Annotated in this window: 19 protein-coding genes; 13 read left to right on the top strand and 6 right to left on the bottom strand. The window is 73.8% G+C overall.

Annotated features, from left to right (window positions below; translation table 11 throughout):
* The 4 genes from ACYVJ4_RS14740 to ACYVJ4_RS14755 all read left to right on the top strand — a co-directional run.
* The coding region (locus ACYVJ4_RS14740) for a LysM peptidoglycan-binding domain-containing protein (RefSeq protein WP_460460894.1) at positions 1-327 on the top strand (327 nt) is incomplete at its 5' end.
* Positions 328-771: 444 nt separating this feature from the next.
* Positions 772-1,269: a transcriptional regulator NrdR gene (gene nrdR / locus ACYVJ4_RS14745; protein WP_460460895.1), complete on the top strand. Its 498-nt coding sequence runs from the start codon at positions 772-774 to the stop codon at positions 1,267-1,269.
* A 206-nt stretch (positions 1,270-1,475) separates the two neighbouring features.
* On the top strand, positions 1,476-4,388 hold the full coding sequence (locus ACYVJ4_RS14750; protein ID WP_460460896.1) for a vitamin B12-dependent ribonucleotide reductase: 2,913 nt from the start codon (positions 1,476-1,478) through the stop codon (positions 4,386-4,388).
* A gap of 106 nt (positions 4,389-4,494) precedes the next feature.
* Positions 4,495-5,739, top strand: a complete 1,245-nt coding sequence (locus ACYVJ4_RS14755) for an RNA polymerase sigma factor (protein WP_460460897.1) — start codon at positions 4,495-4,497, stop codon at positions 5,737-5,739.
* On the opposite strand, the gene ACYVJ4_RS14760 is transcribed toward ACYVJ4_RS14755, so the two are convergent.
* Positions 5,696-6,262, bottom strand: coding sequence for a flavodoxin family protein (locus tag ACYVJ4_RS14760; RefSeq protein WP_460460898.1), 567 nt, complete (start codon positions 6,260-6,262; stop codon positions 5,696-5,698). The two genes, ACYVJ4_RS14755 and ACYVJ4_RS14760, sit on opposite strands and share 44 nt — an antisense overlap.
* 112 nt (positions 6,263-6,374) lie before the next feature.
* Here ACYVJ4_RS14760 and ACYVJ4_RS14765 point away from each other — a divergent pair, with 112 nt between their 5' ends.
* Entirely contained in the window at positions 6,375-6,770 is a 396-nt protein-coding gene (locus ACYVJ4_RS14765; protein WP_460460899.1) for a hypothetical protein, read from the top strand.
* A gap of 93 nt (positions 6,771-6,863) precedes the next feature.
* Positions 6,864-7,169 (top strand): protease inhibitor I42 family protein, encoded by a 306-nt coding sequence (locus tag ACYVJ4_RS14770; protein WP_460460900.1) that lies wholly within the window; start codon positions 6,864-6,866, stop codon positions 7,167-7,169.
* A gap of 6 nt (positions 7,170-7,175) precedes the next feature.
* Here the strand turns inward: ACYVJ4_RS14770 and ACYVJ4_RS14775 are convergent, their stop codons facing one another.
* Together ACYVJ4_RS14775 and ACYVJ4_RS14780 are read right to left on the bottom strand one after the other, a co-directional pair.
* On the bottom strand, positions 7,176-7,631 hold the full coding sequence (locus ACYVJ4_RS14775) for a hypothetical protein (protein WP_460460901.1): 456 nt from the start codon (positions 7,629-7,631) through the stop codon (positions 7,176-7,178).
* Positions 7,632-7,642: 11 nt separating this feature from the next.
* Complete coding sequence (locus ACYVJ4_RS14780) at positions 7,643-8,761, bottom strand: C1 family peptidase (protein ID WP_460460902.1); 1,119 nt, start codon at positions 8,759-8,761, stop codon at positions 7,643-7,645.
* A 432-nt stretch (positions 8,762-9,193) separates the two neighbouring features.
* On the opposite strand from ACYVJ4_RS14780, the gene ACYVJ4_RS14785 reads away from it, so the two are divergent.
* Positions 9,194-12,034: a S8 family serine peptidase gene (locus tag ACYVJ4_RS14785; RefSeq protein ID WP_460460903.1), complete on the top strand. Its 2,841-nt coding sequence runs from the start codon at positions 9,194-9,196 to the stop codon at positions 12,032-12,034.
* A gap of 98 nt (positions 12,035-12,132) precedes the next feature.
* On the opposite strand, the gene ACYVJ4_RS14790 is transcribed toward ACYVJ4_RS14785, so the two are convergent.
* Positions 12,133-12,801, bottom strand: coding sequence for an SDR family oxidoreductase (locus tag ACYVJ4_RS14790; protein WP_460460904.1), 669 nt, complete (start codon positions 12,799-12,801; stop codon positions 12,133-12,135).
* A gap of 47 nt (positions 12,802-12,848) precedes the next feature.
* Here ACYVJ4_RS14790 and ACYVJ4_RS14795 point away from each other — a divergent pair, with 47 nt between their 5' ends.
* The 4 genes from ACYVJ4_RS14795 to ACYVJ4_RS14810 are packed head-to-tail and all read left to right on the top strand — an operon-like array spanning position 12,849 to position 15,707.
* Positions 12,849-13,358, top strand: a complete 510-nt coding sequence (locus ACYVJ4_RS14795) for a mycothiol transferase (protein ID WP_460460905.1) — start codon at positions 12,849-12,851, stop codon at positions 13,356-13,358.
* Positions 13,359-13,385: 27 nt separating this feature from the next.
* A complete protein-coding gene (locus tag ACYVJ4_RS14800) occupies positions 13,386-14,276 on the top strand; it encodes an NAD(P)-dependent oxidoreductase (RefSeq protein ID WP_460460906.1) in 891 nt (296 codons plus the stop codon).
* Positions 14,277-14,283: 7 nt separating this feature from the next.
* Complete coding sequence (locus tag ACYVJ4_RS14805) at positions 14,284-15,090, top strand: alpha/beta hydrolase (RefSeq protein WP_460460907.1); 807 nt, start codon at positions 14,284-14,286, stop codon at positions 15,088-15,090.
* A 32-nt stretch (positions 15,091-15,122) separates the two neighbouring features.
* Positions 15,123-15,707, top strand: coding sequence for an HhH-GPD-type base excision DNA repair protein (locus tag ACYVJ4_RS14810; protein WP_460460908.1), 585 nt, complete (start codon positions 15,123-15,125; stop codon positions 15,705-15,707).
* A 31-nt stretch (positions 15,708-15,738) separates the two neighbouring features.
* Here ACYVJ4_RS14810 and ACYVJ4_RS14815 read toward each other — a convergent pair whose 3' ends face one another.
* Positions 15,739-16,389 carry an FMN-dependent NADH-azoreductase gene (locus tag ACYVJ4_RS14815; protein ID WP_460460909.1) on the bottom strand — a complete coding sequence of 217 codons (651 nt, stop codon included), beginning with the start codon at positions 16,387-16,389 and terminating at the stop codon, positions 15,739-15,741.
* Between the two features lie 109 nt (positions 16,390-16,498).
* Here ACYVJ4_RS14815 and ACYVJ4_RS14820 point away from each other — a divergent pair, with 109 nt between their 5' ends.
* Together ACYVJ4_RS14820 and ACYVJ4_RS14825 are read left to right on the top strand one after the other, a co-directional pair.
* Positions 16,499-16,873: a winged helix-turn-helix transcriptional regulator gene (locus tag ACYVJ4_RS14820; protein WP_460460910.1), complete on the top strand. Its 375-nt coding sequence runs from the start codon at positions 16,499-16,501 to the stop codon at positions 16,871-16,873.
* Positions 16,874-16,960: 87 nt separating this feature from the next.
* Positions 16,961-17,974 (top strand): sigma-70 family RNA polymerase sigma factor, encoded by a 1,014-nt coding sequence (locus tag ACYVJ4_RS14825; protein WP_460460911.1) that lies wholly within the window; start codon positions 16,961-16,963, stop codon positions 17,972-17,974.
* Here ACYVJ4_RS14825 and ACYVJ4_RS14830 read toward each other — a convergent pair.
* Complete coding sequence (locus ACYVJ4_RS14830; protein WP_460460912.1) at positions 17,971-18,387, bottom strand: NUDIX domain-containing protein; 417 nt, start codon at positions 18,385-18,387, stop codon at positions 17,971-17,973. The two genes, ACYVJ4_RS14825 and ACYVJ4_RS14830, sit on opposite strands and share 4 nt — an antisense overlap.
* Positions 18,388-18,395: the final 8 nt, after the last annotated feature.

Below are 18,395 nucleotides of genomic sequence, written 5' to 3' on the forward strand. Positions count from 1 at the left end.
CGCGCACCGCCCGCCCGCGCCACGGCGCACCCCGCCGGTCCGCTGCGCCTGACCCGGCGCGGTCGGCTCGCCGTCACCGGCTTGCTGGCGGCCGTCGCCGTCGTCGCCTCGCTGTTCATCGGCGGGGTCGGCGCGGCCGGCACCCGGGCCGAGCCGGTCCCGGTGCGCTACGTCACCGTCACCCCCGGCGCGACCCTGTGGGCCATCGCCGGCGAGGTCGCGCCCGACGACGACCGTCGCGACACCGTGGCCCGCATCCTCGAGCTGAACGCGCTGCAGACCTCGGCGGTGCACGCCGGCCAGCGGCTCGCCGTCCCGGCGTCCTGACCAGACCACCTGACCCGACCCCCTGGGCGCGCGACGCGCCGTGCGAGACCTCCTGGGCGACCCCGTCCGGCTCCGGCCGGACGGGGTCGTGCGCGTCCTGGGGACCCGGCCGCGCCTGGGGCCGGTGTGACGGGTGGGACGACACGCCGCATCTGCGCACGACACGCGACCAATCCGCGGGAAGTGGTTGCCAAGCCGTCCGCTCGCGTCTAGCGTCTACCCCAACATCTAGTAGTTACACCGATGTGACTTGTCCACACGTTGTGGTTCGTCACCCACAGGTTCTCCCCAACCGATCCACAGCCCCGTCCACAGCGGAGCACGGTCCGAGGGGCAGAACGGGCGACGACAGACACCGCGGGGGGCTGTCGGTGGTCGGTGTGACGCTAGGTCCGGACGACGGGCTCCGACCACGAGCCCCCAGCACCTGCGAAGGAGGGTGACATGCACTGCCCGTTCTGCCGTCACACCGACTCGCGGGTGGTCGACTCGCGCGCGGCGGACGACGGCCAGTCGATCCGCCGCCGCCGGCAGTGCCCGGACTGCGGCCGTCGCTTCACCACGGTCGAGACCGCGAGCCTGGCGGTGGTCAAGCGCTCCGGCGTCACCGAGCCGTTCAGCCGCGCCAAGGTGCTCTCCGGCGTGCGCAAGGCGTGCCAGGGCCGGCCGGTGGGCGAGGACGACCTGGCGCTGATCGCCCAGCGCGTCGAGGAGGCGGTGCGGGCCACCGGGTGCGCCGAGATCGAGGCGCACGAGGTCGGCCTGGCCATCCTCGGCCCGCTGCGCGAGCTCGACGAGGTGGCCTACCTGCGGTTCGCCAGCGTCTACCAGGCGTTCGACTCCCTCGAGGACTTCGAGTCGGCCATCACGCTGCTGCGCGCCGAGCGCGAGCCCACCGGCGTCGAGCCGGTCACGGCCGACGGTCCGGGCGGCACCCCCTAGGCACCGCCGGTGGCGGCGGAGGGGAAGCCGACGCCACCGGCGGTCACCACTCGATCTTCTCCGGGGGGACTCGCCCCGAACGGCACCGCACGAGTCGCAGCAGCACCACCCGTCACAGCACCACCACACACGCAGACCGACCATCCAGCAGACATATCCCGCCGCAGGGCGGCGTTGAACCAGAACAGGCGAGGGGACGAGGACACATGACGGAGACCACGAGCGGAGCGCGGGCCACCGCAGCCCGCCGCAAGGGCGCCAAGGGCGTCGGCGTGCAGCGCATCTTCACCACCCCGGGCGTGCACCCGTACGACGAGGTGACCTGGGAGCGTCGCGACGTCGTCCAGCAGAACTGGAAGACCGGCGAGACGATCTTCGAGCAGCGGGGCGTCGAGTTCCCCGACTTCTGGTCGGTCAACGCCTCCACGATCGTCACGACGAAGTACTTCCGCGGCGCCGTCGGCACCGACCAGCGCGAGCAGAGCCTTCGCCAGCTGATCGACCGCGTGGTCCTGACCTACGTCAAGGCGGGCAAGGAGCACGGCTACTTCGCCACCGACGAGGACGCCGAGCTGTTCGAGCACGAGCTCACCTGGACGCTGCTGCACCAGGTCTTCAGCTTCAACTCGCCGGTCTGGTTCAACGTCGGCACCTCGTCGCCGCAGCAGGTCAGCGCCTGCTTCATCCTCGCCGTCGACGACTCGATGGACTCGATCCTGAACTGGTACCGGGAGGAGGGCCTGATCTTCAAGGGCGGCTCCGGCGCGGGGCTCAACCTCTCGCGCATCCGCTCCAGCAAGGAGCTGCTGCGCTCGTCCGGCGGCACGGCGTCCGGCCCGGTGTCGTTCATGCGAGGTGCCGACGCCAGCGCCGGCACCATCAAGTCCGGCGGCGCCACCCGCCGCGCGGCCAAGATGGTCGTGCTGGACGTCGACCACCCCGACATCGAGGAGTTCGTCGAGACCAAGGCGCGCGAGGAGGACAAGATCCGCGTCCTGCGCGACGCCGGGTTCGACATGGACCTCGGCGGTCACGACATCACCAGCGTGCAGTACCAGAACGCCAACAACTCGGTGCGCGTCACCGACGAGTTCATGCGCGCCGTCGAGGCCAAGGAGCAGTTCGGGCTGCGCGCCCGCACCAACCACGAGGTCATCGACACCGTCGACGCCGCGGGCCTGTTCACCAAGATCGCCCAGGCCGCGTGGGCCTGCGCCGACCCGGGCATCCAGTACGACGACACGATCAACGACTGGCACACCAACCCCGAGACCGGCCGCATCACCGCGTCCAACCCGTGCTCGGAGTACATGTCCCTCGACAACTCCTCGTGCAACCTGGCCAGCCTCAACCTGCTGAAGTTCCTGCAGGACGACGGCTCGTTCGACGGCGCGACCTTCGCCAAGGTCGTCGAGCTGGTCATCACCGCGATGGACATCTCGATCTGCTTCGCCGACTTCCCGACCGAGCCGATCGGCGACACCACCCGCAAGTACCGCCAGCTGGGCATCGGCTACGCCAACCTCGGCGCGCTGCTCATGGCGAGCGGCCTGGCCTACGACAGCGACGGCGGCCGCGCCCTGGCCGGCTCGATCACCTCGCTGATGACCGGCACCGCCTACAAGCGCTCGGCCGAGCTGGCCGCGGTCGTCGGCCCCTACGAGGGCTACGCCCGCAACGCCGACGCCCACCAGCGGGTCATGCGCAAGCACGCGTCCGCCAACGACGCCATCCGCACGCTGCACACGATGGACAAGGACGTGCAGCGGCTGGCCACCAAGGCGTGGGACGACGTCGTCAAGCTCGGTGAGAAGCACGGCTACCGCAACGCCCAGGCGTCGGTGCTGGCCCCCACCGGCACCATCGGCTTCATGATGGACTGCGACACCACCGGCATCGAGCCGGACTTCTCGCTGGTCAAGTTCAAGAAGCTCGTCGGCGGCGGCTCGATGCAGATCGTCAACCTGACGATCCCGCGGGCGCTCAAGAAGCTCGGCTACACCGAGGAGACCGTCGAGGCCATCGTCGAGTTCATCGCCGAGAACGGCCACGTCGTCGACGCGCCGGGCCTCAAGCCCGAGCACTACGAGGTCTTCGACTGCGCCATGGGTGCGCGGTCCATCAAGCCGATGGGCCACGTGCGGATGATGGCGGCGGCCCAGCCGTTCCTGTCCGGCGCGATCTCCAAGACCGTCAACCTGCCCGAGACGGCCACGGTCGAGGAGATCGAGGACGTCTACCTGCAGGGCTGGAAGCTCGGCCTGAAGGCCCTCGCGGTGTACCGCGACAACTGCAAGGTCGGCCAGCCGCTGTCGGACGCCAAGGCCAAGACCGCCGACACCTCGGCCGCGGCCGAGGCCGCCGTCGAGAAGGTCGTCGAGTACCGCCCGGTGCGCAAGCGCCTGCCCAAGCGCCGTCCGTCGCAGACCATCTCGTTCGCGGTCGGCGGGGCCGAGGGCTACCTGACCGCCGGGTCCTACCCGGACGACGGGCTGGGCGAGCTGTTCCTGAAGTTCGGCAAGCAGGGCTCGACCCTGGCCGGCGTCATGGACGCGTTCTCGATCGCCGTCTCGATCGGCCTGCAGTACGGCGTGCCGCTGGAGACCTTCGTCGAGAAGTTCACCAACCTGCGGTTCGAGCCGGCCGGGCTGACCGACGACCCCGACGTCCGGATGGCGCAGTCGATCATGGACTACGTCTTCCGCCGCCTGGCGCTGGACTACCTGGACTTCGACACCCGCTCGTTCATGGGGATCCACACCGCCGAGGAGCGCCAGCGCCAGCTCGAGACCGGGTCGTACGCCCCGCTCGAGGACGGCGCCGCGGGCCAGGACGGCGAGGACGACACCGACGCGGCCGAGCTCGTCTCGCTGTCGCAGGGCGTCCCGGTCAAGCCGGCCCCCAAGGCCCCGGTCGAGCCGGCCGAGGTCACGTCGGGTGCGGGTGCGGCGTCCGCCAAGGTCATCGCCGGCGACGTCCACTCCTCGGCCGAGCTGCTCGAGAAGTTCCAGGGCAAGGCGGCTGACGCGCCGATGTGCATGACCTGCGGCACGAAGATGCGTCCCGCCGGCTCCTGCTACGTCTGCGAGGGCTGCGGCAGCACCTCCGGCTGCAGCTGACGCCGCTGCACCGCACGACGCCGAGCCCGCGTCGTCGACCTCACCGGTCGACGGCGCGGGCTCGCGCCGGTCCCGGTCCCGTGCGCCGGTCGGCGATGCTGTCCCGGTGAGCGACGACGTGGACGACGCGGTGACGCGGGCCCACCAGCAGGAGTGGGCCCGGGTGGTCGCCGGCCTGGCCCGGCGGTTCGGCGACCTGGACGTCGCCGAGGACGCCGCGGCGGAGGCGTTCGCCGCGGCGGTCGAGCGCTGGCCGACCGACGGGGTGCCCCGCAACCCCGGCGCCTGGCTGACCACCACCGCGCAGCGCAAGGCCATCGACCGGCTGCGCCGCGAGAGCCTGCGCGACCACAAGCAGGCGCAGGCCCAGGTGCTGCGCGACGACGACCCTCCCGAGCCGCTCGGCGCCGTCGAGGACGAGCGGCTGCGGCTGCTGTTCACCTGCTGCCATCCGGCGCTCGGCCTGCCCGCCCGGGTCGCCCTGACCCTGCGTCTGGTCGGCGGCCTGACCGTCGCCGAGATCGCCCGGGCCTTCCTCGTGCAGGAGGCCACCATGGGGCAGCGGATCACCCGGGCCAAGGCCAAGATCGCCGCCGCGGGGATCCCGTACCGCGTGCCCGCGTCGGCCGACCTGCCGGTGCGGGTGCAGGGCGTGCTGGCGGTGCTGTACCTGGTGTTCAACGAGGGCTACCTGGCGACCGGTGAGGGCACCGACCCGGTGCGGCGCGACCTCACCGCCGAGGCGATCCGGCTCACCCGGCTGGTGCACCACCTGCTGCCGGACGACGGCGAGGTGGTCGGGCTGCTGGCGCTGATGCTGCTCACCGAGGCGCGCAGCGCCGCCCGGGTCTCGGCGGACGGCGAGCTGGTCACCCTCGCCGACCAGGACCGTGGCGCGTGGGACCGCGCCCTGGTGGCCGAGGGGCAGCAGCTGGTGCGCGAGCGGGTCGAGAGCGGTCAGCGACCCGGCCGCTACCAGCTGCTGGCCGCCGTGGGCGCGGTGCACACGGCGGCGCCCGACGTGCGCGACACCGACTGGGCCCAGGTGGTCGCGCTCTACGACCAGCTGGTGCGCCTCGACCCCTCGCCCGTGGTCGCCCTCAACCGGGCGGTCGCCGTCGCCGAGCTCGACGGCCCGCAGATCGCCCTGGCCGACGTCGACCGGCTGGCCGAGCCGCTCGACGGCTACCACGCCCTGCACGCGACGCGGGCCGAGCTGCTGCGCCGCCTGGGTCGCGGGCAGGAGGCGCGGGCGGCGTACGACCGGGCCGTCGAGCTCGCGGGCAACACGGCCGAGCGCGCCTACCTCACCCGTCGTCGCGACATGCTGCTCGAGCGCGGTCGCGACTGAGGGCAGCGCCCCACGCGGCCGCACGCTCCAGCTCGCCGTCGGCCACCGGACCGCGCACGCCACGGACGACGAAGCCCTGGGGCTCGACGTCCACCACGAACCCGCGCCGGCGCAGTCGCCGGGCGACCTCTTCCGCCGCCCCACCGGTCGGCGCCACCGGCAGCCGGGTGTCGAACGCGGCGGCGCGCAGCCCTTCGCGCGCTCTGAGCGGCCCCGCCAGCCACGCGCCCAGCGAGCGCCGGGTGACCGGCCGCCCGTGCGGACGGTGCCGTCGCGCCGGGGCGACCGGGTCCCCCCAGAACTGCGCCTGGAGCCAGCGGCTGACGACCGAGCTGGGGCGGCCGCCGTGGGTGGGGCTGCCCACCACCAGCAGGTCGAGGTCGCGCAGGTCGGCCGGGGCGTCGTCCGCCGTCACCACCTGCACGACGGCCGTGGGGTCGGCGGACCGCAGGCCCTGCGCGACGGCGTCCGCGACGGCGCGCGTGCAGCCGAAGAAGCTCTCGTGCACCACGATCGCCTGCACCGTGCACCTCCCGCCGGGTGACGTCCTGCGCTGCAGCCTGGCGAGGGTTGGTCCGGTCTGCCAGGGACCTTCGGCACTGACCCGACGACCGCGGCCGCAGCACCCTGGCGCCATGGCGAACACGACCACCGACCACCGTCCCGACGCCGTCACGACGCGCGGGCAGACGACGTGCCGCACGCCGCCGGCCCAAATGCTGCGGCAGCAGGCGCACGAGCTCGACCTGACCCGCCTGCTGACCACGGCGGAGGTCGTCGTCGGCGCGGTCGTGGGGGCCGTCCTGGTCACCGACCGCGTGGTCCGGCGCCCGCCGGGTCCCAGGGCGGTGGTCACGATGGGGCCGGGGGGCTGGGTGAGCATGAAGGGCGGCGCGCTCGGCGTGCGCCCGGGGCGGCGCTTCTGGGCCCGCCCGCGGCCGGTCGCCGCGACCACCCCGCCGCCGCAGGCGCCCTGGTGGGCGCGGGTCCTGTCGGCCGTCCCGCTGCAGGCGTTGACGCGGCCCAGGTGAGTGGCAGCCTCGCCAGGTGGCTGCTCGAGGGAGCACGATGACGGCAGCACCGGTGGCGGCACCGCCGTCGCGCCACGCCAGGAGGAGCAGGTCATGAGCGTCGAGATCGAGGGTGCGGGAGCGGTCGAGGCCGGCGTGGGGGAGGACGTCGTCGTCCGCCTCGACGAGAACGGGACGACGGGCTACCAGTGGCAACCGGCCGAGCCCCCCGCGGGCGTCGAGGTCGTGGCCAGCGAGTTCCTGCCGCCGAGCAACGACGCGGCGGGCGCCGGTGGCCAGCGGGTCATCACGTTGCGCGCGAGCGAGCCGGGGGAGCACCACGTCACGCTCGAGCGGCGGCGGGCGTGGGAGCCCGCCGCCGCCGAGACCGCCGAGGTCGTGCTGACCGTCAGCGGGTAGAGCGCGTCACCACAGGTAGATCTCGTGCACCATCCCGTCCGCCTCCTCGCGGATGTTCATCTGGTGCCCGGTCTGCTTGGCCTGCGCCGCCAGGGTGCACAGCGCCATGAACGCGCCGTCGGTGCCGTTGAACAGCTTCTTCCAGGCGCCACCCGTGACGTGGAACCACGCGTTGCGCGTCTCGTTGATCGACCACGTGGCGTCGCACATCACACCCGACGTCCACGTGCCGGTCACGCCGCTGACCGTGGCGGTCGCCCCGGCCGTGCCCGGCGGGGTGAGCACCGGCCACTGCTCGCCGCTGCCGGCCGAGGTGGTCAGGTCGATCACCGCGTCCGGCGACAGCGTGGGCATGCTCAGCCCGCTGCTGTCGGTGGCCGTCCCGGCCATCGCCGCGTCGGCCGCCGGCTGCGAGGGCACCAGCTGCGGGGTGTCGCTGACGGTCTTCGTCGTCCGTGCCATGTCGTCCTCCCTCACCACGCGTAAATCTGCTGGACGGACCCGTTGTCCTCGAACAGCCCGACCTTCTTGCCGGCTGCCTTGGACGCCGCGAGCTCGGCCAGCATGGCCGCGTTCGTCGAGACGGTGCCGCTGTCGAGCTTGAGCCAGCCGCGGTCGGCGCCGTACGCCCACACGTTGCCGTCGGCCTCGTTGCTCCACAGACCGCTGATCTGCTGGTCGGGGTTCCACCACCGCAGGTTCACGCCCTGCGCCCCGCAGACCTGGTAGCTCTCGATCCGGCACTCGCCGTAGCCGATCCGGACGAAGCCGCCGTCGCCCCAGCCCAGGCCCCACGAGTTCTTCGCGATCCAGCACCGGTCGGCGTCGGAGTAGCCCACCAGCGCCACGCAGTGGCCGCCGGCGTACGAGCCGGTGACGTGCCGGTAGACGCCGCTGCCGTAGCTGAAGAAGTCCTGGTAGACGTCGAGGCACGCGCTGATCGCCCCGTACGTCGAGATGTACTCCTTCATCGCCGCCGCGTTCCCGCTGAGCATCTGCCAGGTCGTGACCTTGGCCAGCCGGTTGCGCCAGTCGGCGTTGATCCGCGCGTTCCCGTCCTGGTCGCCCGCGGTGTACGGGTAGTAGTCCTCGAACGTGACGCCGCTGTCGCGGGCCGCGTTGTAGGCCTGGTCGGGCCACCAGCCCGTGCCGCACGTCGCCCCTGCGGCGCGTCCGTACACGTAGAACAGGTGGGCCTCGGAGAAGTCGACCTGCAGCCCCGGCGTGCGCCGTCCGTACCGGGCGACGCCCTCCAGCGCCGCGGCGGTGCCGAACGCGACGCACGAGCCGCAGCTCGCCTGGTCGCGGATCGCCGTCACGTAGTTGGCCCCGCCGACGTTGCGCAGGTCGAAGGCCGCCGGTGCCCCGACGGCGTCCGCGCGGGCGCCGATCGCGGCCGCCCGGTGGGCCTCCTTGTCGTCCTCCAGGTGCGCCGGGTCCAGCCCGGGTGTGGGCGGGACGCCGAGCCGCAGCCGGCGCTCGGTCTCGGTCAGCGCCGTCATGGACGTCATGGACGTCTGCCAGGTCGCCTCGGGGCTCTCGGCCAGCGCTGAGCGCAGCGCGGCCAGGTCCAGTGGTGCTCGTTCAGCCATGTTCTGTCCTCGCTCGAGCAGGGCGCACGACGTCCGGTCCACCGAGGTGGAAGGAGGCGTCGCGCTGCTGTCGCGGACCGGGCCGCTGAGGAGCCCGCTCTGCACGGTCCCCGTCCGCGGTCCGTGCCGGGCGGGGCTCTTGGCGCCGGGCGTGCCCGGCGGATGCGCGACGACGTTACTCCCGCCGCGCCGGGTGCGTCACGCACTTTGCCGAACCCATACCTGTTGCGGCACAACGGGATCGGCGGAGATGTCGGACATGCCGGACACGCGACCGCATGGCGTGCGCTTTGCCAAATCATGGACGAACCGTCACCGGAGGGCCCTTGTCCGTCTTTCGGGCAAAGGCGTACGTTCGCGCCACCAACGGCTCTGGGGTGCGGTGCCGTGACGTGCGACCCGTGTCGGGGCCCCTGAACGAACGGACCCGTCATGCGGTCGTCCCGGTTGCGCACCACCCTCCTCGTCTCCCTGTCCGCGGCCGTCGTCGCCGTGCCGACCGCGCTCGCTCCGGCCGCCGGTGCCGCGCCGAAGGGGCCTTCCGTCGTCCTGCGCGGGGAGTTGCCGAAGAACACCGCGGCGCAGATCGACGCCCTGGCGCGGGCCAAGCTCGCGCGCACGGCCACCCAGAAGAAGGTCGACAGCCGGCTGCTCGCCGCGGCCGACCTGCGGGCCGGCCGCACCCTCGCGGGCGGTGTCGGGAAGGTCGACCCCGGCGTCGCGGTCGACAAGAGCGGCCGCACGGACGTCGAGCTGCAGGGGAAGGTCACCTCAGACCTCCTGCGGCGCATCACGGCGTCCGGCGCCACGGTGCGCAACCACGCCGGCGGGACGGTGCTGGTGAACGCGCCGCTCGCGCAGGCCCAGGCCCTCGCGACGCTGCCGGGCGTCTCGCACGTCGGCGTCCCCTTCGGGTCGACGACGGCGACGATGGACCCGGCACCTCAGCGGTCCAAGGCCGACACCGCGGCTCGCCTGGCTGCACGGCTGAAGGCGCTGCAGCGCAACGGGATCGCGACTTCCGGCGCGAAGCAGGCGGCCACCGCGGCCGCCAGCCAGGGCAGCGTCGTCAGCGAGGGCGACACCACCCACGGCGCCGCCGCCGTGCGCGCGAGCCGCAAGGTGGCCGGCGCGGGCGTGACCGTGGGCGTGCTCTCGGACGGCGTCGACTCGCTCGCCGCCTCGATCGCCTCCGGCGACCTGCCGGCCGACACCCGCGTGCTGCCCGGCCAGGCCGGTGACGGTGACGAGGGCACCGCGATGATGGAGATCGTCCACGACGTCGCGCCGACCGCCGACATCGTGTTCGCCACCGCGAACCCGACGGCGGCGCAGTTCGCGCAGAACATCCGCGACCTGCGAGCCGCCGGCGCCGACATCATCGTCGACGACGTCGTCTACTTCGCCGAGTCGCCGTTCCAGGACGGCCCGGTCGCGCAGGCCGTCATCGACGTCACGGACGACGGCGCGCTGTACTTCAGCTCGGCCGGCAACGAGCAGAACGTCGACGACCTCACGGCCGGCAACTACGAGGGCGACTACGTGCCCTCGGGCCGCACCATCGGCAAGTTCGCCGGCAAGGCGCACGACTTCGACCCTGGTCCGGGCGTCCAGGTGCTCGACCCGGTGAGCGACGACTCGGCCGGCGTGCCGGCGATCCTGCAGTGGGCCGACCCCTCGGGCAAGAGCAAGGACGACTACGACCTGTACGCCGTCGACGCCACCGGCAACGTGCTGGCCTTCTCGAACGACACCCAGGACGGCGACGACGACCCGTTCGAGGGCTTCTACGTCCCGGACGGCACCGCGGGTCTCGCGGTCGTGAAGTTCAAGGGTGCCAACCGGTACTTCCAGGTCACCCCGTTCCGCGGGCGCTTCGCCGACGGCAACGGGCTGAAGGCCTACAACACCCCGGGCGTGACGCGCGGCCACAGCGCGGTCCCGGCGGCGTACAGCGTGGCGGCGGTTCCGGCGGCGGTGGCGTTCCCGCGCGAGATCGCGCCCGGCGTCCCGAACCCGACCGGGCCGTACCCGGGCCTGTACACGCGCACGCAGCAGTCGGAGACCTTCACCTCGGACGGTCCGCGCCGCGTGTTCTTCACGCCCGACGGCCGTCCCATCACCCCGGGCAACTTCACCTCGACGGGCGGCGAGCTGCGGCTGAAGCCGGACCTCGCGGCCGCTGACGGCGTGCAGACGTCGGTGCCGGACTTCGAGCGCTTCTACGGGACGTCGGCGTCCGCGCCGCACGCGGCGGCCATCGCCGCGCTGGCGCTGAGCGGGAACCCCGGCATCACGCCGGCCGAGGTGCGCGAGGCCATCGGCGCCACGGCGATCGACATCGAGGCCGCGGGCCGCGACCGAGACACCGGCGTGGGCATCGTCATGGCCAACCGCCTGGTCAACCGGCTGGGCGCCACGCCGCAGCCGCTGGTGCGGGCCGGTCAGCCGACCGTCACCCCGGCCGGCGACGGCGACCAGTACCTCGAACCGGGCGAGAGCGCGAGCGTCGTCGTCCCGGTCACCAACGAGGGCGACGCCAACGCCCAGTCGGTGAGCGTGCGGCTCACCACGACGACTCCGGGCGTCACCATCACACCCGCCAACCGCTCCGTGGGTTCGGTCGCGGTGGGTGCGACGAAGTCGACGGCGCCGTTCACGGTGAAGCTGGCCGCCGACTACGACCCGGGCGTGCCCGTGCAGCTGACCGCGCGGGTCAGCTTCGTCGGCGCGCTCTCGCCGCAGTCCGGGACGCTGACGGTGCAGACCGGCCAGCCCTCGGACGTCGTCACCGACCTGGCGTACACCGGGCCGGCGATCCCGATCCCCGACGCCAGCGACGTCGGCGCCTCGGTGTCGTTCACGGCGACCGACCTGGGCCGCATCGCCGACCTGTCGTTCTCGGTCGACGGCACGACGTGCTCGACGGCGGACGGCGCGACGACGGTGGGGATCGACCACACCTTCGACGGTGACCTCGTCGCCACGCTGACGGCTCCGGGCGGGCAGCAGGTCGTGCTGTTCGACGGCGTCGGCGGCAGCGGCAACAACTTCTGCCAGACGGTGCTGACCGACAGCGCGGCGACGAGCATCCAGAGCACGGCGAACGTGCCGTTCACCGGGTCCTACGGGCCGGCACAACCGCTGTCACCGCTGAAGGGCACCGTCGCGGACGGCACCTGGACGTTCACCGTCGTCGACACCGCGGCGTTCGACACCGGCTCGCTGAGGGCGGTCTCGCTGCACCTGAGGCCGTACCTGCGCACGCCGTAGGGGGCACGGACGTGGTGCCCGGCCGACTCTCCTCCGGCCGGGCGCCACGGCGTGGCTGGACCTGTGCGTGGTCAGACCAGAGCGCGGCTGGACCGCGCTCAGACCAGCGCGGCGACGGCCTCGGCCACCGGCACGTCCCCGCCCATCAGCTCGAGCACCTGGCCGGCGGTGGCGGGCTGGTCGAGCAGCTGCACCACGACGGCGGCGACGTCGTCCCGGGTGATCTCGGCCCGGGCCACCGGGGGAGCGGCGAGCGCCACGCGTCCGGTGCCGGGGTCGTCGGTGAGCGGGCCGGGGCGCAGCACCGTCCAGGCCAGGTCGCGCCCGCGGAGGTCGTCCTCGGCCGCGAGCTTGGCCCGCAGGTACGCGACGAACACCTCGTCGACGCCGTCGGGCGTCTCGCCGTCCCGCACGCGCTCGACGCCGGTCGAGGACACCAGCACGTAGCGCGGGACGCCGGCGCGCTCGGCGGCGTCCGCGAGCAGGATCGCGGCCGCGCGGTCGACGGAGTCCTTGCGCGCGACCCCGCTGCCCGGGCCGGCGCCGGCGGCGAACACCACGGCGTCGCAGCCCTCGACGGCGACCCCGACCTCGTCGGCGGAGGCCTGCTCGAGGTCGACGACGGCCGGCTCGACGCCTGCGGCGCGCAGGTCGTCGCCGTGCGCGGGGTTGCGCACCAGCCCGACGACCTCGTCGTCGCGCTGCGCGAGCAGCCGTCCGAGGCGCAGGCCGATCTTGCCGTGGGCTCCCGCGATCGCGATCCGCATGCCCGCCACGCTAGGCGGTGGGTGCCGGCAGGTGGTAGCACGGGGGCATGGCGACCTCACGAGACCTGCTGACCGACGCGTTCACCCGGATCCGCGACCGCGGTCGTGGCGTGGTCGAGGGCCTGTCACCCGACCAGCTGAACGCCCGGCTGGACGGCCGGGCCAACTCGATCACCTGGTTGGTGTGGCACCTGGCCCGGGTGCAGGACGACCACGTGGCGGAGGTGGCCGGCACCGAGCAGGTCTGGACGGCGCGGGGCTGGGTCGGCCGGTTCGACCTGCCGTTCGACGCCGCCGAGACCGGCTACGGGCACGACGACGCGCAGGTGCAGCAGGCCCGGGTCGACGACCCGTCGCTGCTGACCGGCTACCTCGACGAGGTCGCGGACGCCTCTCTCGCCTACGTCGCGGGGCTGGACGACGAAGCTCTCGACCGGGTCGTCGACGAGCGGTGGGACCCGCCGGTGACGCTGGCCGTGCGGCTGGTCAGCGTGGTCGAGGACGACCTGGAGCACCTGGGCCAGGCGGCGTTCGCCCGGGGCCTCGTCGAGCGGTGAGCGGCAGCACGGGGTAGGAACGGGGGCATGGCTGACACCCCGACCGTGGCCCTGCTCGGCACCGGCACGATGGGCGCGGGCATGGCCCGCAACCTCGCGCGAGCGGGCTTGGCGACCCGCGTGTGGAACCGCTCGCCCGAGCGCGCCGCGCCCCTGGCGGACGACGGCTGCACCGTGTGCGGCACCGTCGCCGAGGCGGTGCGGGCTGCCGACGTGGTCGTCACCATGCTGTGGGACGCGGCGTCGGTCGAGGCCGTGCTGCGCGAGGCCGGCGACGCCCTGGCCCCCGGCACGGTGGTGCTGCAGACCAGCACGGTCGGCCTCGAGGGCGCCGCACGGCTGCAGGCCGTCGCCGACGAGCTGGGGGTCGTGCACGTCGACGCCCCGGTGCTGGGCACCAAGCAGCCGGCCGAGCAGGGCGCGCTCGTGGTGCTGGCCTCCGGGGGTGACGACGCGGCGCGCGAGCGGCTGGCGCCGGTGCTCGACGCGGTGGCCTCCCGCACGCTCTGGCTGGGTGCGGCAGGGGAGGGCTCGCGGCTCAAGCTCGCGGCCAACGCCTTCGTCATCACGCTGGTCGGCGGCATCGCGCAGTCGGTGGCGCTGACCCGCGAGCTGGGCCTCGACCCCGCGCTGTTCCTCGAGGCGGTCGGCGGCGGCGCGATGGACGCGCCGTACGTGCAGCTGAAGGGCCGGGCGATGATCGCGCGCGACTTCACGCCGTCGTTCGGCATCGACGGCGGGCTCAAGGACGCGGACCTGATCGCCGCCGCGGCGCGCGACGCCGGGCTCGACACCGCGGTGATCGACGCGCTGCGCGGCCAGCAGCGGCGGGTCGTGGAGGCGGGTCACGGCGACGAGGACCTCGCCGCCGCCTACCGCGCCTACGACCGCGCCGACGACCGCACCGACGAGAGCTGAGGCGGCAGTGGCGCTCGTCCGGGTGGACTGGTTCAGCGAGGTGCTCGAGATGGGCACCTCGACCCTCGTGCTGCTGCCGCAGGCGACGACCGCGCAGATCGGGGTCGACAGCCCGGACGACGGTGCTGCCGGTGGTGAAGAACCTGTTGCGGCGCAGGGCTTCCCGACCCTGTACCTGCTGCACGGGCTGAGCGACGACGCCACGGCGTGGACGCGCTACACCAGCGTCGAGCGCTTCACCAGCGCCGCCGGGCTCGCCGTCGTGATGCCGCAGGTGGGGCGCAGCTTCTACACCGACGCGGCGCACGGCGGCCGGTGGTGGACGCACGTCAGCGAGGAGCTGCCGCAGGTGATGCGGTCGTTCTTCCGGCTCTCGTCGCGCCGCGAGGACACCTTCGTCGCCGGCCTGTCGATGGGCGGGTACGGCGCGATGAAGTGGGCCCTTCGCCGTCCGCAGGACGTCGCGGCCGCGGCCAGCCTGAGCGGCGCGCTCGACCTGGCGGCACGCCAGGGCACCGGCGACCTCTACGCCGACATCGAGAGCACCGTCTTCGACGGGCGGCGGGTCGAGGGATCGGACGACGACCTGCTGGCCCTGCTGCGCGGGCTGGACGCCGCCGGGCGGGCCGCGCTGCCGCGGCTCTACGTCGGGTGCGGCACCGAGGACCACCTGCTGCCCGAGAACGAGCGGTTCCTCGCGCTGGCCGCCGAGCGCGGCGTCGACGTCACGACCGACCTGCGACCGGGCGAGCACGAGTGGGGGCTCTGGGACCGCGTCGTCCGGGACGTCGTCGACTGGCTGCCGCGGCGCTGACGGCCGGACGGCCGGTGGGGCAGGATGGCGGCATGGCCTTCCAGATCACGAACGACGCCGGCGCGGACGCGGTGCTGGACGAGCACCCGATCGCGCTGCTCATCGGCATGCAGCTGGACCAGCAGTACCCGATCGAGCACGCCTTCCGCGGCGGCTGGAAGATCCTGAGCCGGTTCGGCTCGCTCGACCCCGCGGACCTCGCGGCGGCCGACCCGGACGAGTTCAGGGCGCTGTGCACCACACCTCCGGCGATCCACCGGTTCCCGGGTGCCAAGTCGGCCCAGGTGCAGGAGCTGGCCCGCATCGTCCACGAGCAGTACGACGGCGACGTGACGCGGCTGTGGAGCACGGCGCGCACGGGGGCCGAGCTGCACCGCCGGCTCAAGGCGCTGCCCGGGTTCGGCGACCAGACGGCGCGCATCATGGTGGCCCTGCTGGCCAAGCAGGTCGACGTCAAGCCCACCGGCTGGCGGGCGGCCGCCGGTGACTACGGGCTCAAGGGCTTCCGCTCGGTCGCGGACGTGACCGGACCGGACGCGCTGGTCAAGGTGCGCGAGTACAAGCAGCGCAAGAAGGCCGCCGCGAAGGCCGCCGCCGCTGCGGGCGCGACGGGCTGAGCGTCGCGCCGGCGCGACGGTGGCTCGCGGCTCAGGCCGCTCGGCGTCCGCCCAGCTCGCGCCCGTGCCGGCGGGCGTCGGCCTCGGCCCGCTCGCGCAGCTCGGCCGCCAACCCGCGCAGCGACTCCATGGCCGGCACCGTCTCGGCCAGCGTGAGCTCGGCCTCGACGACGCGCAGGTCCAGCTGCCAGACGTCGGCCAGGATCCGACGCATCCAGCCGGTGGCGTGGTCCCAGCCCTCGCGCGGTGTCCCGGCGGAGTAGCCACCCCCGCGCACCGTGACGAGCACCGCGGGCTTGCCGGCCACGACGGGCTCGGCTCCTGCGGCCAGCCGCGGGTCGGTGATGGCCAGGTCGACCCAGGACTTGAAGTGCTGGGAGACGCCGAAGTTGTACAGCGGCACGGCGAGCAGCAGGGCGTCGGCGTCCGCGAGCTCGTCGACGAGGCCGGCAGCCAGCGCCACGGCGGCCCGCTGCTGGGGCGAGCGCTGGTCGGGCGGGGTCTGCGAGGCGGCGACACCGTGCGCCCACGCCGTGGCCGGCACGGGGTCGGTGCCGACGTGGCGGCGGACCACGGGGGAGCCGGGGTGGGCCGCGCTCCACTCCCGCTCGACGACGTCCGCGATCTGCCGGCTGTGGGACCCGTCGACCCGGATGCTGGCGTCGAGGCGGAACAGGGACATGGGATCCTCCGGGAGGTGGTGGCGGCGAGAACCGAGCAGCACGTCTGGTGCTAGTCGCTAGGAAAACACTAGCAACCCGGAGGATGCAAGTCTCGCGTACCATGGCGGCGTGGCCCAGCAGGTGGAGCCGGTCGACCGGCCGGGGCGTCGCGAGCCCGAGCACGCGGCGCCGCAGTGCGACGCGTCGCTGTCGCTGGCCTTCGGCCTGCTCGGCAAGCGGTGGAACGGGATCATCCTCGGCGTGCTGGCCGGGGGGCCGGGGGGCTTCGCCGACGTCCGGCGCGCCATCGGCACCATCACGGACTCCGTGCTCTCGGACCGGCTCAGCGAGCTGGCCGCGGCCGGCTTGGTCGAGCGCTCGGTCACGGACTCGCGCCCGCCCGGCGTCCGGTACGGGCTGACGCCGGCCGGCGAGCGGCTGGTACCGATCCTGGACGAGCTCGCCGGCTGGGCCGCGCAGGAGCTGGACCCCGGTCGCTGCTGACCCCTGCCGGATGTCGGCGGGTCCGCCTAGGGTGGCTTGGACAGGCGGGTGGACGCCGGGCAGGCCCGGCCGGGAGGGATGGCAGCCATGACGGACCTCGTGGCCGAGCGCCGCGGCACGGACGCGGCCGACGAGCTCGAGCAGTACCGGGTCGAGCTCACCGGGTACTGCTACCGGATGCTGGGATCGGCGTTCGAGGCCGACGACGCGGTGCAGGACACCATGGTGCGCGCGTGGAAGGCGCTCGACCGGTTCGAGGGCCGCTCGAGCCTGCGGTCGTGGCTGTACCGCATCGCCACCAACGTGTGCTTCGACATGCTGCACGGCCGCCAGCGCCGGGCCCGCCCGATGGACCTCGGCCCGGCCCGCCCCGGCGACAGCCCGGCCGGCGAGGTGCTGTCCGAGGCCACCTGGATCACGCCCGTGCCCGACGACCGCGTGCTGCCCCTCGAGGGCGACCCGGCCGAGCTCGCGGTCGCGCGCGACAGCGTCCGGCTCGCCTTCGTGGCCGCGCTGCAGGCCCTGCCGCCGCGCCAGCGGGCCGTGCTGGTGCTGCGCGAGGTGCTCGCCTGGCAGGCCAGCGAGGTCGCCGAGCTGCTCGACACCACCGTCGCCTCGGTCAACAGCGCGCTGCAGCGCGCGCGGGCCACGCTGGCCGAGCGCCAGGCCGACGAGGACACGGCCGCCCCGCTGCCGCCGTTGAGCGAGGCCGACGAAGAGCTGCTGGCGCGGTACGTCGACGCCTTCGAGCGCTACGACATGACCGCGCTCACGGCGCTGATCAAGGAGGACGCGACCCAGTCGATGCCGCCGTACGCGATGTGGCTGCAGGGGCGCGACGACATCCTGCAGTTCTGGGCCGGTCCGGGGGCGCCGTGCAAGGGCTCCAAGCTGCTCAAGACCACCGCGAACGGCATGCCGGCCTTCGCGCAGTACCGGCCGAGCGGGCCGGGCGGCGCGTTCGAGCCCTGGTCGCTGCAGGTGCTGCGCCTGGGCGACGGCGGGGTGGCCGAGTTCACGATGTTCCTCGACACCGACCGGGTCTTCCCGCTGTTCGGCATCCCGAGCACGCCGCCGGACGACGCCTCGGTGCAGCGCTAGCCGCGGGCGTCCAGGGCGGCGCGCACCACCGGCACGTCGGCCGGAAGCCACGCGACGTCCAGCCACTCGCCGTCGTCGAGCCAGCGCACGGCGTCGTGGGCCGCGTCGGGCGCCGGTTCGCCGGCGGTCAGCTCGGCCCACCACACGCGCATCTCGAGCGTCGCCGAGATCGGCCAGTGTCCGTCGTCCGGCCCGGGCAGCTCGGCGCCGACCCGGACGTCGACCGCGAGCTCCTCGCGCAGCTCGCGGTGCAGCGCGTCGACCGCGGGCTCGTCCGGCTCGACCTTGCCCCCCGCCAGCTCCCAGCCGCCGGCGAGCGAGGGCGGCGCGGTGCGCCGGGCGGCGAGCAGGCGGCGCGGCCGAGCGAGGTCGTCGACGAGCAGCGCGCCCACGACGAGGCGCCGCGCCCGCACGCCCGGTG

Source organism: Angustibacter peucedani, from assembly GCF_054779595.1.